The sequence below is a fragment of the Tessaracoccus lacteus genome (assembly GCF_029917005.1).
Taxonomy (GTDB): Bacteria; Actinomycetota; Actinomycetes; order Propionibacteriales; family Propionibacteriaceae; genus Arachnia; species Arachnia lactea.
The window spans coordinates 1,376,984-1,389,794 of the sequence record NZ_CP123967.1 but is presented as its reverse complement, the minus strand read 5'-3'; the positions used below and the strand labels follow the sequence as shown (position 1 = coordinate 1,389,794).

At 70.0% G+C, this 12,811-nt stretch carries 13 protein-coding genes and 1 pseudogene; 2 read left to right on the top strand and 12 right to left on the bottom strand.

The genetic code is table 11. From position 1 onward, the window contains the following. Position 1 precedes the first annotated feature (1 nt). The 12 genes and pseudogenes from secA to QH948_RS06245 form a co-directional block, all read right to left on the bottom strand. A complete protein-coding gene (gene secA / locus QH948_RS06300) occupies positions 2-2,800 on the bottom strand; it encodes a preprotein translocase subunit SecA (RefSeq protein WP_498371060.1) in 2,799 nt (932 codons plus the stop codon). Between the two features lie 145 nt (positions 2,801-2,945). Beyond that, positions 2,946-3,545 carry a ribosome hibernation-promoting factor, HPF/YfiA family gene (gene hpf, locus QH948_RS06295; RefSeq protein WP_281145986.1) on the bottom strand — a complete coding sequence of 200 codons (600 nt, stop codon included), beginning with the start codon at positions 3,543-3,545 and terminating at the stop codon, positions 2,946-2,948. A 105-nt stretch (positions 3,546-3,650) separates the two neighbouring features. Further along, the gene (locus tag QH948_RS06290; protein WP_281145985.1) at positions 3,651-4,292 is read right to left on the bottom strand and encodes a ComF family protein; all 642 of its coding nucleotides are present in this window, start codon (positions 4,290-4,292) and stop codon (positions 3,651-3,653) included. A 57-nt stretch (positions 4,293-4,349) separates the two neighbouring features. After that, positions 4,350-6,041 (bottom strand): LpqB family beta-propeller domain-containing protein, encoded by a 1,692-nt coding sequence (locus tag QH948_RS06285; RefSeq protein ID WP_281145984.1) that lies wholly within the window; start codon positions 6,039-6,041, stop codon positions 4,350-4,352. Continuing rightward, on the bottom strand, positions 6,038-7,525 hold the full coding sequence (gene mtrB, locus QH948_RS06280; RefSeq protein ID WP_281145983.1) for an MtrAB system histidine kinase MtrB: 1,488 nt from the start codon (positions 7,523-7,525) through the stop codon (positions 6,038-6,040). The genes QH948_RS06285 and mtrB overlap by 4 nt, the downstream gene beginning before the upstream one ends. 52 nt (positions 7,526-7,577) lie before the next feature. Next, positions 7,578-8,216 (bottom strand): MtrAB system response regulator MtrA, encoded by a 639-nt coding sequence (mtrA, locus tag QH948_RS06275; protein WP_348634953.1) that lies wholly within the window; start codon positions 8,214-8,216, stop codon positions 7,578-7,580. 171 nt (positions 8,217-8,387) lie between these two features. Continuing rightward, positions 8,388-8,951 (bottom strand): YqgE/AlgH family protein, encoded by a 564-nt coding sequence (locus QH948_RS06270; RefSeq protein ID WP_281145981.1) that lies wholly within the window; start codon positions 8,949-8,951, stop codon positions 8,388-8,390. Between the two features lie 27 nt (positions 8,952-8,978). Beyond that, positions 8,979-9,464, bottom strand: a complete 486-nt coding sequence (locus tag QH948_RS06265; protein ID WP_281145980.1) for an MATE family efflux transporter — start codon at positions 9,462-9,464, stop codon at positions 8,979-8,981. A gap of 362 nt (positions 9,465-9,826) precedes the next feature. Continuing rightward, positions 9,827-10,315, bottom strand: a pseudogene (locus tag QH948_RS14215) (MATE family efflux transporter); the annotation flags it as partial. Positions 10,316-10,321: 6 nt separating this feature from the next. Then, positions 10,322-10,561: a hypothetical protein gene (locus QH948_RS06255; protein ID WP_281145978.1), complete on the bottom strand. Its 240-nt coding sequence runs from the start codon at positions 10,559-10,561 to the stop codon at positions 10,322-10,324. Beyond that, positions 10,546-10,851: a hypothetical protein gene (locus QH948_RS06250; protein ID WP_281145977.1), complete on the bottom strand. Its 306-nt coding sequence runs from the start codon at positions 10,849-10,851 to the stop codon at positions 10,546-10,548. Before QH948_RS06250 ends, QH948_RS06255 begins: the two co-directional genes overlap by 16 nt. A gap of 17 nt (positions 10,852-10,868) precedes the next feature. Further along, entirely contained in the window at positions 10,869-11,306 is a 438-nt protein-coding gene (locus QH948_RS06245; RefSeq protein ID WP_281145976.1) for a phosphotransferase family protein, read from the bottom strand. 134 nt (positions 11,307-11,440) lie between these two features. Here QH948_RS06245 and QH948_RS06240 point away from each other — a divergent pair, with 134 nt between their 5' ends. After that, on the top strand, positions 11,441-12,208 hold the full coding sequence (locus tag QH948_RS06240) for a DeoR/GlpR family DNA-binding transcription regulator (RefSeq protein WP_281145975.1): 768 nt from the start codon (positions 11,441-11,443) through the stop codon (positions 12,206-12,208). Positions 12,209-12,247: 39 nt separating this feature from the next. Next, positions 12,248-12,799, top strand: a complete 552-nt coding sequence (locus QH948_RS06235; protein WP_281145974.1) for a type 1 glutamine amidotransferase domain-containing protein — start codon at positions 12,248-12,250, stop codon at positions 12,797-12,799. Positions 12,800-12,811 lie beyond the last annotated feature (12 nt).

Here is a 12,811-nt window from a genome sequence, read left to right as displayed (position 1 = left end):
GTCAGGCGCCGGCGCGCCCGTGGCAGAACTTGTACTTCTTGCCGGAGCCGCAGGGGCAGGGCTGGTTGCGTCCGACCTTCGGCTCGGCCTTCGCGGCCCCGCTGACGTCGGTCGCCTCCCCGGTCTCGCTGGGCGCCGAGTAGGACAGGTTGGCGTCGGCCTTACGCTCGAGGCCCTTGGCCAGCGGCGCGGCAGGCTCGGGCTCGGGCTCGTCGGCGGCCTCATCTGCCTCGCCGGCGTCGAGGGCAGCCGTCAACGTGCCGATGTCGACGCGGTTGCCGTGCTCGTCGGTGACGACGCCGACCTGCGGGGCGTCGGCGACCGCGCGGGGCTTGACCTCGAGGTTGAAGAGGAAGCCGACGACCTCCTCCATGAACGCCTCCATCATGGCGTTGAACATGTCGCCGCCCTCACGCTGGTACTCGACCAGCGGGTCGCGCTGCGCCATGGCACGCAGGCCGATGCCCTCGCGGAGGTAGTCCATCTCGTAGAGGTGCTCGCGCCACTTCCTGTCCAGGACGGTCAGCAGCACCTGGCGCTCCAGCTCGCGCATGGTCTCGGAGCCGAGCTCCGCCTCGCGCGCGTCGTAGGCCTTGAGTGCATCGGCCTGCACCAGTTCGATGAGCTCGCCCTGCTCGGGGATCTCGTCCTCGACGTCCTCGACGGAGATGCTGACGGGGTACAGGGTCTTCAGCTCGGTGAACATCGTCTCCAAGTCCCAGTCCTCCGGGATCCCGACGGTGTGCGCCCGCACGACGTCCGCAACCACCCGCTCGCACGTGCTGCGCAGCTGCTCTGAGACGTCGGCACCGTCGAGCACCCGACGACGGTCGCCGTAGATGGCGTGCCGCTGGCGGTTCATGACATCGTCGTACTTCAGGACGTTCTTGCGCATCTCGAAGTTCTGGCCCTCGACCTGCTTCTGGGCTCCCTCGATGGACTTCGACACCGACTTCATGTCGATGGGGACGTCGTCAGGCACCTTCATCATCAGAAGGGCACGCTCGAGGAGCTCAGGACGGAACAGGCGCATCAGGTCGTCGCTCAGCGACAGGTAGAAGCGGGACTCGCCCGGGTCGCCCTGGCGGCCAGAACGGCCACGCAGCTGGTTGTCGATGCGTCGGGACTCGTGACGCTCGGAGCCGATGACGTACAGGCCGCCGGCCTCGACGACCTCCTCGTGCTCGACCTGGGTCTGCTTCTCGAGCGCCTCGAGGGTGTCGTTCCACCGCGCCTCGTACTCCTCGGGGGTGTCGACCGGGTCGAGGCCCTCCTTACGCAGCTGGAGGTCGGCAAGGAACTCCGGGTTGCCACCCAGCATGATGTCGGTGCCTCGGCCTGCCATGTTGGTCGACACGGTGACGGCGCCCTTGCGGCCCGCCTCCGCGACGATCGCGGCCTCACGCTCGTGCTGCTTGGCGTTCAGGACCGTGTGCGTGACCTGCGCCTTCTTCAGCAGCGCGCTCAGCACCTCGGACTTCTCCACCGAGGCGGTACCGATGAGGACCGGCTGACCCTTGGCGTGCCGCTCGACGACGTCGGCGACGATCGCGTCGTACTTCGCCTCCTGCGTGCGGTAGATCAGGTCGGGCTGGTCGATGCGGACCATCGGCCTGTTGGTCGGAATCGGGATGACTCCCAGCCCGTAGATCTTCTGGAACTCGGACTCCTCGGTCTTGGCCGTGCCGGTCATGCCCGCGAGCTTGTCGTACATGCGGAAGTAGTTCTGCAGCGTGATCGTGGCGAGCGTCTGGTACTCGTCCTTGACCTTCACGCCTTCCTTCGCCTCGAGCGCCTGGTGCAGGCCCTCGTTGTAGCGGCGCCCCGCCAGCGTGCGGCCGGTGTGCTCGTCGACGATCAGCACCTCCCCGTCGGCGATGACGTAGTCCTTGTCGCGCTTGAACAGCTCCTTCGCCTTGATCGAGTTGTTCAGGTAGCCGATCAGCGGGGTGTTCGCGGACTCGTACAGGTTCTCGATGCCGAGCCGGTCCTCGACCTTCTCGATGCCCGGCGCGAGCACGGAGATGGTGCGCTTCTTCTCGTCGACCTCGTAGTCGGTGTCGCGCGTCAGCGTGCGCGCGAGCCGCGAGAAGACGGGGTACCACTCCTTGTTGTCCTCGGCGGGACCGGAGATGATCAGCGGCGTGCGGGCCTCGTCGATGAGGATGGAGTCGACCTCGTCGACGATGGCGAAGTGATGGCCACGCTGCACCATGTCGGACTTGCGCAGCGCCATGTTGTCGCGCAGGTAGTCGAAGCCGAACTCGTTGTTCGTGCCGTAGGTGATGTCGCAGGCGTAGGCCTCGCGGCGCTCCTCGGGGGTCATCTGCGCAAGGATCGCGCCGACCTCGAGCCCGAGGAAGTGGTGGATGCGGCCCATCTGCTCCGACTGGTACTTCGCGAGGTAGTCGTTGGTGGTGACGATGTGCACGCCCCGGCCCGTCAGCGCGTTCAGGTAGGCGGGGAGCGTGCCGACCAGAGTCTTGCCTTCACCGGTCTTCATCTCGGCGATGTTGCCCCAGTGGAGGGCCGCGCCGCCCATCAGCTGCACATCGAAGTGCCTCTTCCCGAGCACCCGGACGGAGGCCTCACGCACCACGGCGAAGGCCTCTGGCATGATCCGGTCGAGGGACTCGCCGTCGGCGATCCGCTCGCGGAACTTGTCGGTCTCGGCGCGGAGCTCCGCGTCGGACATCGCCTGGAAGTCCTCCTCGATGGAGTTGACCTGATCGGCCACCTTCTGCAGCTTACGGAGCTGGGCTCCCGAGCCGAGGCCGCTCAGAAATTCCATGAAACCCACGGGTTGTGTCCTTCTGTCCAGGTCGCGCCGCACGCGCGTGCGACGATGCGCCCGCCATCCTATCCCCCAGCGGCAAGTTTGAACGAAGCCCGCCCGGCCGGTCCGTGGACCGGCCGGGCGGGCCGTTGTCTTGTCAGCGGGTGGTTCAGCTGACGTTCAGGTGCAGCACACCGTAGTTGTAGGCCTTGCGGCGGTAGACCACGGACGGGCGACCGGAGTCCTTGTCCTGGTAGAGGAAGAAGTCGTGGCCGACCAGCTCCATCTCATCCAGGGCCTGGGCCAGGGTCAGCGGGGTCGCGTCGAACTCCTTCTCGCGCACGACCAGCGGCCCGTCTCCGGTGACGACCATGCCCGCGATCTCGCGCGTCTCCACGCCGTCGGGCTCGGGCTGCTGCGCGGTCGTGGACACCGCGTCGGCGACCAGCGCCGTCCGGAGCCCGCGGTGGGTCTTGCGACGGTCCGCGGCCTTGCGGAGCTGGGCCTTCAGCTTGTCGAGGGCCATGTCGAACGCGGCCATCTTGTCGCTGGCCATCGCCTCCGCACGGATCACGGGGCCCTTGCTCCGCAGGGTCAGCTGCACGTTCGTCGCGTGGGCGGGATCCCTGGTGTTGTCATCGACGTTGAAGTCGACCTCGACGCGGATCACCCTGTCGCGCAGACGCGAGACGGTGGCGAGGCGGTCGGTGACGACCTCCCTCAGCTCAGGGCTGATCGTGCAGTGTCGGCCGGTGACGACGATATCCATGGTTCCTCCATCTTTCGTGGGGCACGAAACGCCGCAGGTCGGTTCCCACTTCGTGGGCCCTGCGGCGTCTCCATGCGCCAACGCTACCGTTCCCCTCAAGGCATGTCAGCCCATCGCAGCAGAGTCGCGCGATTTGTCCGCGCGGGCCACCACGGCGATCCCCGCCACGGGAATCCCGGCCGCCGAGAGCGCCCTGGTCGCCTCCCGCAGCGTCGCGCCCGTGGTCATGACGTCATCTACCAGGACGACCCGTCCGGGGAGCGGCCGGGCTGTCATGGATCCACTGAGATTGGCCGCGCGCCCCGACCTACCGAGGCCTCGCTGGTGCCCGCCGACGGCACGGCGCCGCAGGATCCGGGCGACGGGTCGGCCCGTCCTCCGCCCGGCCACCGCGGCGAGGCGGGCGGCATGGTCGAGGCCGCGGGACCGCACCACCGACGGCAGGGACGGAACGGGAACGAGGGCCGCGCCCGGTTCGACCCCGAGTACCTCAACGGCCAGGGCAAGCAGACTCCCGAGCGCGCCCGCGAGGTGCAGGGCCCCGTCGTCCTTGTAGCGCGGGATGATGCGCATCAGCAGCGGGCGGTAGTCGCAGGCGGCGACCACCGGCGGTGATCCGCCCAGGATCAGCGGGGCCCGCTCCAGTGCGGCGCGGCAGTCGGGGCAGATGCCCCAACCCGGCGCATCGCAGCCAGGGCAGGAGGAGCCGAGCAGCAGGTCGGCGGCGGCGTTGAGGAGCGGGTGCATGCACCCGTGATGACGCCTTCTGGTGGGTCTGGGTCACCGTCCCGACCGGCTGTGGACTCAGGAGCTGTAGGAGATGGCCGAGATCTCGTCGGCCACCCGCGTCCAGCGCGTGCGGGCCTCGTAGCGCCACACGACGCCGAGGCCGGTCCGGATGGCCACGTTGCCTCCGCCGAGGCGCGCCATGGCGGAGACGTCGTCGACGTCGGTCGAGACGGGCCCGAGGTCCTCGATCAGTGAGCCGTCCACCTCGGTGGTGTAGACGGACCGGATGCTGGCGCCCGTGGCGAGGACCGCCAGCGACAGCTCGGCCTGCCAGGCGACCGCGTGCACGTCGGTGAGTTCCTGGCCGGTGGAACTGACCAGCTCGAGCTTCTGCCAGGGCGTGGTCGAGGTGCCATCGGGCAGCAGCCCGACGACGCCGAGGCTGCGTTCCGAGGCGGTCTGCACGACCAGCGCGAGGCGGGCCTGCGTCGGCGAGACGGCGAAGCCCGCCAGCACGGCGCCGTTCGGGAGATCCAGGTCCAGCATCTCGACCGTCCCGGACCGGTCGACCTCGGCGATGCGCGCGACGCCGTCCTCATCGCCCATGACGTAGAGCGTCCCGAGCACATACTGGGGGTGTCTGAGGTTCGTCAGGCCCGTCTCCACGCTGGTCAGCTCGCCTCCGGAGGAGCCGATCAGGAGCCGGGTGCGGTCGGTGTCGACGTAGGCGAGGCTCACGCCGTCCAGCGAGATGGCGACCTCGCTGACCTCGTCCGGGCGGGGCGAGATGGGGATCAGGTCGCCCGCCTCGCTCAGCTGCCCGGCGACGCCCTGGCGCACGCCGTACAGGTCGGGGCTGGAGCCGCGGGAGAGCACCTGGTAGCCCTGTTGGCCGGACAGTTCGAGGACGCCGTCGGCGGTGGCTCCCGGAAGCGCGTAGGGCATGCCGTCGACGGTGACGACGAGACCCGTCATCCGGGCCACGGACGTCAGCGACCAGATCAGCTGCGCGCCGAGGCGACGGCGCGCGTCGGTGCTCAGATCGTCACTCAGGCCCGTCAGGTCGACGGTGACCACGCCCTGGGCATCGATGGTCGCCCGTTCCGGTCCGAGCCCGACCGAAGCGGGGATGGCGTTGCTGACGTTCAGCTCGATGGTCGGCGACGGGCCTTCCAGGAGCGCGAGCACCACCGAGGTGGGCGTGACCAGCGTCTCGGGCAGGTGGATGGCCTCGGGGACGACGTGCGTGCCGGCCCGCGCCATGTAGTAGAGCGACACGAGGGAGTAGTAGCGATCGAAGATGTAGCTGGAGAGCAGCAGGCCGGCGGGGGGTGTTCCGATGCGCCACTGGCCGTTCTCTTCCACGACGCCGAAGTCGAAGGTGAAGGTGTCATTCGCGGCGGTGTAGTGGCCCCCGGAGTCCAGTCGGCCGAGCAGCTGACCGTCGATGCCTGCCGCGCTGTTGTCCGACGACACGGAACCGTTGTAGATGACGGCGCTGGTCGGCTCCCAGACACGGGCAGCGTCGCCCGTGAGGTACTGCCTCGCGACCGCGTAGTCGTCGCTGGGGTCCGCCATAGCCTGGAGGAAGCCCTCGACGAGCCTGCCGGGGAGCACCCCGTCCGCCGGCGGCTCCGGCGCGACGTCGATGCCCGGTGGCTGGGCGGACAACGGCACCTCCTCGACGGCCCCGGATGTGGGGAGCGTGGCGCATCCGACGAGGGTGAGGACGGCGACGGCCGTCATGGCGGCCAGCAGGCGTTTCACGCGACCTCCTGCGGTGCGTCATCGACAGGGATCACCGGCAGCGGAGGGTGGCTGATGCCGCGCCCAGGCTCTCGCGGCAGGACGAGCCGGAACTGGGCGCCGCGTCCAGGGCGCCCCCAGGCACTCAGCTGACCACGGTGCAGGCGTGCATCCTCCAGCGAGATCGACAGCCCGAGACCGGATCCGCCGACGACCCGGTTGCGGCTCGGGTCGGCCCGCCAGAACCGGTCGAAGACGCGGCTGGCGTCCTCGGCCTCGAAGCCCACGCCGTGGTCGCGGACGGTGACCGCAACGCAGTCGGCATCCGAGGCCAGCGTGATCGTCACCGGACGACCCTCGGCGTGCTCGACGGCATTGGTCACCAGGTTGCGGACGATCCGCCGGATGCGGCGCGGGTCCACCGCCGCGGTGTTGTCCGGTGTGCGCCGCTCCACGCTCAGTTCCACGCCCAGCGTGTCGGCCAGCGGTACGACGGCTGCCACCTCGGCGTCGACCAGCGCGGCGACATCGGCCTCGTCGAGCGCCAGGACCGCGGCGCCGGCGTCGAACCGCGAGATCTCGAGGAGGTCGGCGAGCAGCACGTCGAAGCGGTCGATCTCCGTGGCCATCAGCTCGGCGGACCGACGGGGCAGGGCGCTCATCTCGTCGCGCGCCTCGTAGAGCACGTCTGCCGCCATCTTGATGGTGGTCAGCGGCGTGCGCAGCTCGTGCGAGACGTCGCTGACGAACCGCTGCTGCAGGGTCGACAGCATCTCGAGCTCGCGGATGCGCTGCTGCAGCTGGGCGGCCATCCGGTTCATGGAGCGTGCCAACGAGGCCAGGTCGTCGGTCCCTCGCACAGGCATCCGCTCCCCCAGCTGCCCGGAGGCGAGCTTCAGGGCCGTGGTGCTCGCCTTCCTGACCGGGCCGACGACCTGCGCGGTCACCAGGTAGGCGACGGCCGCCAGCGCCACGATCAGGGCGGCACCTGTCACCAGGACCGCGCTGCGCAGGGCCTGCAGCGTCTTGAGTTCGGACGTCATCGGGAAGATGTAGAAGACGGGGTAGCGCTCGCCGTTGGTGCCGACCAGGGAGGCGCCGATCGCCCAGCCGGGTTCGGGGTCCACCGTCGTGTCGGTGAACACCACCTCGGTGGGGGTGATGAACATGCCCTGCGACTCCTCGACCCGGGATCGCAGGTCATCGGGCACCGATTCGGCCCTGATCCCGGCGGAGACGAGCGTCGACGTGGGGCCCAGGATGACGACGCGGTACTGCGCCGCCTGCGCGTCGGCCAGGTCGGCCAGCTGGTTGAGCGCCTCGTGCACGGCGGCGCCCCGGACGTCGGGGGTGCGGAGCTGCTCCTGCATGAACTCGAACACGCCGGCCGCCTCGTTGAGAGAGGCCTCCTTCTTCGCCTCCACGACCCCGGCTGTCGCCTGCTGCAGGAGCAGCACGCCGGCGAGCACGAGCAGGACGACGGAGAGGGTGAGCGTGGTGAACATGACGCGCAGCGGGAGCGAGCCCCACCACAGGGACCTGAGCCGTCCCCGCGGGTCAGGCCGTCGGCTCACCGGCCCGGTACCCGATGCCGCGGACCGTGATCACGATCTCCGGCTTCTCCGGGTCCTTCTCGACCTTGGCGCGCAGTCGCTGGACGTGGACGTTGACGAGCCGGGTGTCGGCCGCGTTGCGGTAGCCCCACACCTCGTCGAGGAGTGCCTCGCGGCTGAATACGTGGTTCGGCCGCTTGGCCAGCGCGAGGAGGAGGTCGAACTCGAGCGGCGTGAGCGTCAGGGGCCGCGTGCCGCGCTTGACCTGGTGCGCCGACACGGAGATGGTCAGGTCCCCGATGGCGAGCTGGTCCTTGCCTGCGTCGGCGATGGTGCGGCGCAGCCTGGTGCGGATGCGGGCGACGAGCTCTTTCGCCTTGAAGGGCTTGGCGATGTAGTCGTCGGCACCGGCCTCCAGGCCGCTCACGACGTCGGCGGTGTCCGAGCGGGCCGTGAGCATGACGATCGGCACGCCCGACTCGGCACGGATGTCGCGGCACACGCTGACCCCGTCACGCCCGGGCAGCATCAGGTCGAGCAGCACGAGGTCCGGGTTCGACGCGCGGAACTCCTGCAGCGCGGCATCGCCGGTGGCGCAGCGGACCGTGTCGAACCCCTCCTGGTGGAGGACGAGCTGCAGCATCTCAGCGAGCGCGGCATCGTCGTCGACGACCAGGATCTTGGGACGGGACCTAACCTCTGTCACCTCACAGCCTCCTTGCGTTGCCGACCATGGTAGCGAGGGCCATCCAGCCGCGACAGCTCAAGGTCACGGGAAGGTCACGGCCGCGCGAGACCCACGCGGCCAGCGAAATCAGTTGAGTTCCGGGTCCTCGGTCCACGTCGACCAGCGGCCTGTCGCGCCACCGATGCGCCGCAGCACCTGCCTCCAGAGGCCTTCCGGGTCGGCGAACACGTCCTCGGTCCGCGCCGTCGTCCGGAACCACGAGCCGCGGATGAGCTCACCCTCCAGCTGGCCCGGCGCCCAGCACGAGAGCCCGACGAATACTCTGAGCTGGGAGAAGGACGTCTCGAGGAGCTCGCGGGGGAAGTTGATGTCGACCACCCCGACGTCGCCGATCACACGGTCCCAGCCGGGCGGTGGGGCCTCGGGGTTGGCGGGCTCCCCCAGCGCGACGACCACGTCCAGGTTGACCGGCCCGCCGTCCATGACACGCCCTGGCGCCGTGTTGAACTGCTCGATCTCGGCGCGAACCTCGTCGCTGACCGCGGTGGACACGAGGTTCAGGCAGAGTCCGACTGTGCCCTCGGAACGGTGCTCTATCAGCAGCACCACGGCCCCGTCGAAGAAGCCGCCGCGGCCGGGCTGGGTCGCGATGAGCAACTGCCCGACGCCGATTGCTCCAGTGTGTTCCACGCCGTCGATCCTACAAGGAGGCCGTCGTCAGGGGCGGCACGCGGCGGGCCGGGTGCGGGTCGCGGCCCGCAGGACGAGCCAGGCCACCAGCGCCGAGGCCGCCTCGCCCAGGGCCAACGCTCCCCAGACGCCTGCCGGGCCGAGACCTCCGAGGCCGAGCACCAGCGGCAGGCGGATCGCCAGCAGCGTGCCGAGCGAGAGGGCGTAGGCGGGGGTCGAGCGTCCGAGCGCCTGGAAGTAGCCGGAGACAAGCGGCGTGACGCCGGAGAACAGGAACCCGACGGCGATGATCCGCAGGCCACCGGCCGCCAACTCCACCGCCCCGGGGTCGGAGAGGAAGAAGCCAGCCAGCGGTTGCGCGAACCCCGCGACCAGCGCCGCCGCGCAGGCTCTGTAGACAACCGTGGCCCGCAGCGACAGGACGCGGGCACTGTCCACCCGGAGCAGGTGTCCGCTGCCCGCGTTGTAGCTGATGACGGGCTGCGCGCCTTGGGTGATGCCGAGCTGCGGCATCGTGGCCAGGGTCTGGACGCGGCGCTGACCGCGTACGCGGCGAGCGCCACCGCGCCGGCAGCCGCCAGGGTGGTGTTGATGACGACCGCGAGGATGGTCGCCCCGAAGCTGGCGAGGAACGACGGCGCGCCCACCGCGATCACCTGGCGGGCCAACCGCGGGTCGGGCACGAGGTCGCGGGCCCGGATCCGGTAGGCCCGGTCCCGCCGCAGGAAGAAGAGCCACACGGCCATCGCCGCGGACACGGCCTGGCCGCCGACCGTGCCCAGCCCTGCGCCGACGACGCCCAGCCCGAAGATCAGCAGGGGGTCGAGGAGAACCTGCACGACCACGGGGATGACCCACAGCAGCAGCGAGAACGTGAGCCTGCCCTCGGCGCGCACGATCGACGAGAACCCCGTCGAGAGGATGGCGCCGCCGAGGATGACGATCGCGTACGGCACGGCATAGGGCAGCGTCTGGTCCGTGGCCCCGATCAGGCGCAGCAGCGGCTCGACGAACGCAATGCCCAGCACGCTGGTGAGCACCGCCACCAGCCAGAAGATCGTGAAGGAGGTGCCCGCGGCCCGGGCCGCCCGTCCGCGGTCGCCGGCGCCGAGCGATCTGGACACCAGGGACGCGCCGCCCACCCCCACCGTCGTCGACACGGCGCCGACAAGCAGCAGGAGCGGCGCGGCGAGGTTCACCGCAGCCAGCGCCACCTCCCCAACGCCGGGCGAGACGAACCAGGCGCTGGTGACGGCGTAGATGCCGTAGGCGCCCACCGACAGCGTCGTCTGCGTGCACGCCCACCACAGCAGGTGCCCGACGGGGCGCGTCGCGAGCTCCGCGGCGGCGTCACGGCCCGCCATCGCTCCTTAGTCCCGCCCGAAGGCGTACATCAGGGTGTCCAGGTTCTCGCGGCCGAAGTCGTAGACCTCGGTGTCGGTGTGACCGCGGTACTTCGTCTCGACGACCATCACGATCGCGAGCGCCAGCGAGTAGAGGCGCCGCCTGGTCCGCTGCGACTCCGTCAGCGTGTCGATCCCGAAGCCAGCCATGAAGTCCGTCGGATCCCCGAACGCCGGCATGTCCATCCCGGTCAGCCCCGCCTCCATAAGGGGATCCCCGAACAGCGCCCGCTCGTGGTCAAGGATCGCGAGATGTGCCCGTCGCGGATCATGGAGTTTTTGCTCCAGTGGTCGACCTCGATCAGCTGCGGCACGGTCACCTCGTCGAGTGCGTCCGAGTTCTCCGCCAGGACCGCGCGGATCTCGTCGGGATCCCAGCCGAGGTCGATGCCGACCCGGCTCCCGTCGTCGAGGATGTCGGTGACCAGCCGCGTGAACGCCTCCCGCCAGGTGGCGTATCCCTCCCCCAGCAGCGGCCCGAAGTGGGGCCCGACCACGGAGTTGATCTCCCTGTTCAGCGCGCCGAGCTCACGGTGTCCAGCTGAGACTGTCTCCGGGCTGAGACGTCCGGCGTCGGCTGCGAGCCCGAAGTTGTCTGCGTCGACGTGCTCCATGAAGAAGAGGTCGGCGTCCACGATCTCGTGGAGGTGTCGACGTGGTCGACGTGCGGCACGGGGACGGCCGTCAGGGTGGAGACAAGCCGCATCGCCTCAAGCTCGACGCTCATCATCCCGACCTCGCGTGTGAGCACCTCGACGCCGGGCGGCGGGGCGATCTTCAGCACCACGCGCCGACCGTCCCGCAGGGTGATGCGGTAGGCGACGTTGAACCAGCCCTCGGTGATCTCCTCGGCGAAGCCCTCGTCCGTGGGCACCTGCCCCGGTCCGTACGCGCGCTCGATGAGGCAGCGCAGCGTCTCGGTCGACTGGCGGTTCTTGGTGAGGCTCTCCATAAGCTGCTCCTGGTAACACCGTGGTGGCTGCAGTGCCAGCGGGTGCCACGAGTCTCGCAGCGGCCGGGCGGCCGCGCCAGCAGTTCATGGAGGATCCGCATGGTTCGAGGGACGCTACGACCTAGAGTGATCGCATGCAACGATCAGAACGGCACAGAGTGATCATCCGGGCGGTGGACAGTGGTGCCCGCAGCATCGCCGACCTCGTGACGCTGACCGGACAGTCGCCGGTGACGATCCGCCGCGACCTGACCGAGCTCGCCGAGCAGGGCGCCCTCAGGCGGATCCGCGGCGGCGCGGCCCCCGTCGTCCAGCGAGGGACGCAGTACCCCTTCGGCCTCCGCCAGACCTCCGATGCCCCGGCCAAGCAGGCGCTGGCCGCGGCCGCGGCCGCGCGCGTTCGCCCCGGAGACAGCGTGCTGATCGACAACGGCACGACCGCGCTGGCCGTGGCCGACCTGCTCGCCGGGCTGGGCATCACCGCCATGGCCCTGTCCCTGCACGCGGCGGCCGCCCTGGCCCGGGTGCCCGGAAACCAGGTCATCGTGCCGGGAGGGACCGTCGGGCCGGACGACCTGTCCTTCACCGGGGCGGGTGTCGCCGAGGCCGTCGAGGCCATGCGGTTCGACGTTGCCTTCATCGGGGCCTGCGCCGCCGATCCCGCCAGCGGGCTCACCGTCGCCGACTGGAATGACGCACGGGTCAAGCGGGCGGCTCTGGCCTCCGCGCGCAGCACGGTGCTGGTGGCCACGGCGGACAAGTTCTCCCGCACCGCCGCCCACCGGTTCGGCCGCCTTGCCGACCTCGACGTGGTCCTCACCACCCCGCACGCGTCACCCGTCGTGCTCGAGGACCTGCGTGCCGAGGGTGTGGAGGTGCAGCTCGTCGAGCAGGAGGACTGACCCCTGGCCCGAGCACCCCGCCGGGGGCAGAATGGCCGCATGGCACAGCTGACCGGACACAGGATCGCGTTCCTCTGCAAGCGCGGAGTCGAACAACCCGAACTCACCGAACCCTGGCGGGCGGTGCTGGAGGCCGGCGGCGAGCCGGTGCTCGTCGGCGAGGAGGCCGGCACCATCACCGCGCTGGTCGGTGACTGGGACCGGGGCGACGACTTCACCGTCGACGTCACGCTCGACGACGCGGACCCCGCCAACTATCTCGGCCTCGTGCTGCCCGGAGGGACGCTCAACTCGGACAAGATCCGCACCAACGAGGCCGCACAGGCCTTCGTCAAGGCGTTCATGGATGCCGGGAAGCCCGTCGCCCCGATCTGCCACGGCGCGTGGATCCTGATCGAAATCGACGCGGTGCGCGGCCGCACCCTCACCTCGACCACGCGCATCCGCACGGACCTGCGCAATGCCGGCGCCACCTGGGTCGACGAGGAGTTCGTGGCCGACGGCAACCTGCTCTCCAGCCGCAGCCCCCGCGACATCGAGGCGTTCAACGCCGGCATCATCCGGGCCTTCGAACAGGCTGCGGGAGTCTGAGGGCGCACTCGT

Excerpts from the sequence above, each read along its gene's own strand:
- mtrA (WP_348634953.1), bottom strand. The coding sequence starts at position 8,216 with ATGCTGCAGCTCGTCCTCCACCAGGAGGGGTTCGACACGGTCCGCTGC.
- QH948_RS06265 (WP_281145980.1), bottom strand. The coding sequence starts at position 9,464 with ATGCCGCAGCTCGGCATCACCCAAGGCGCGCAGCCCGTCATCAGCTAC.
- QH948_RS06290 (WP_281145985.1), bottom strand. The coding sequence starts at position 4,292 with ATGCACCCGCTCCTCAACGCCGCCGCCGACCTGCTGCTCGGCTCCTCC.
- QH948_RS06240 (WP_281145975.1), top strand. The coding sequence starts at position 11,441 with ATGCAACGATCAGAACGGCACAGAGTGATCATCCGGGCGGTGGACAGT.
- QH948_RS06245 (WP_281145976.1), bottom strand. The coding sequence starts at position 11,306 with ATGGAGAGCCTCACCAAGAACCGCCAGTCGACCGAGACGCTGCGCTGC.
- QH948_RS06235 (WP_281145974.1), top strand. The coding sequence starts at position 12,248 with ATGGCACAGCTGACCGGACACAGGATCGCGTTCCTCTGCAAGCGCGGA.
- hpf (WP_281145986.1), bottom strand. The coding sequence starts at position 3,545 with ATGGATATCGTCGTCACCGGCCGACACTGCACGATCAGCCCTGAGCTG.
- mtrB (WP_281145983.1), bottom strand. The coding sequence starts at position 7,525 with ATGTTCACCACGCTCACCCTCTCCGTCGTCCTGCTCGTGCTCGCCGGC.
- QH948_RS06255 (WP_281145978.1), bottom strand. The coding sequence starts at position 10,561 with ATGGAGGCGGGGCTGACCGGGATGGACATGCCGGCGTTCGGGGATCCG.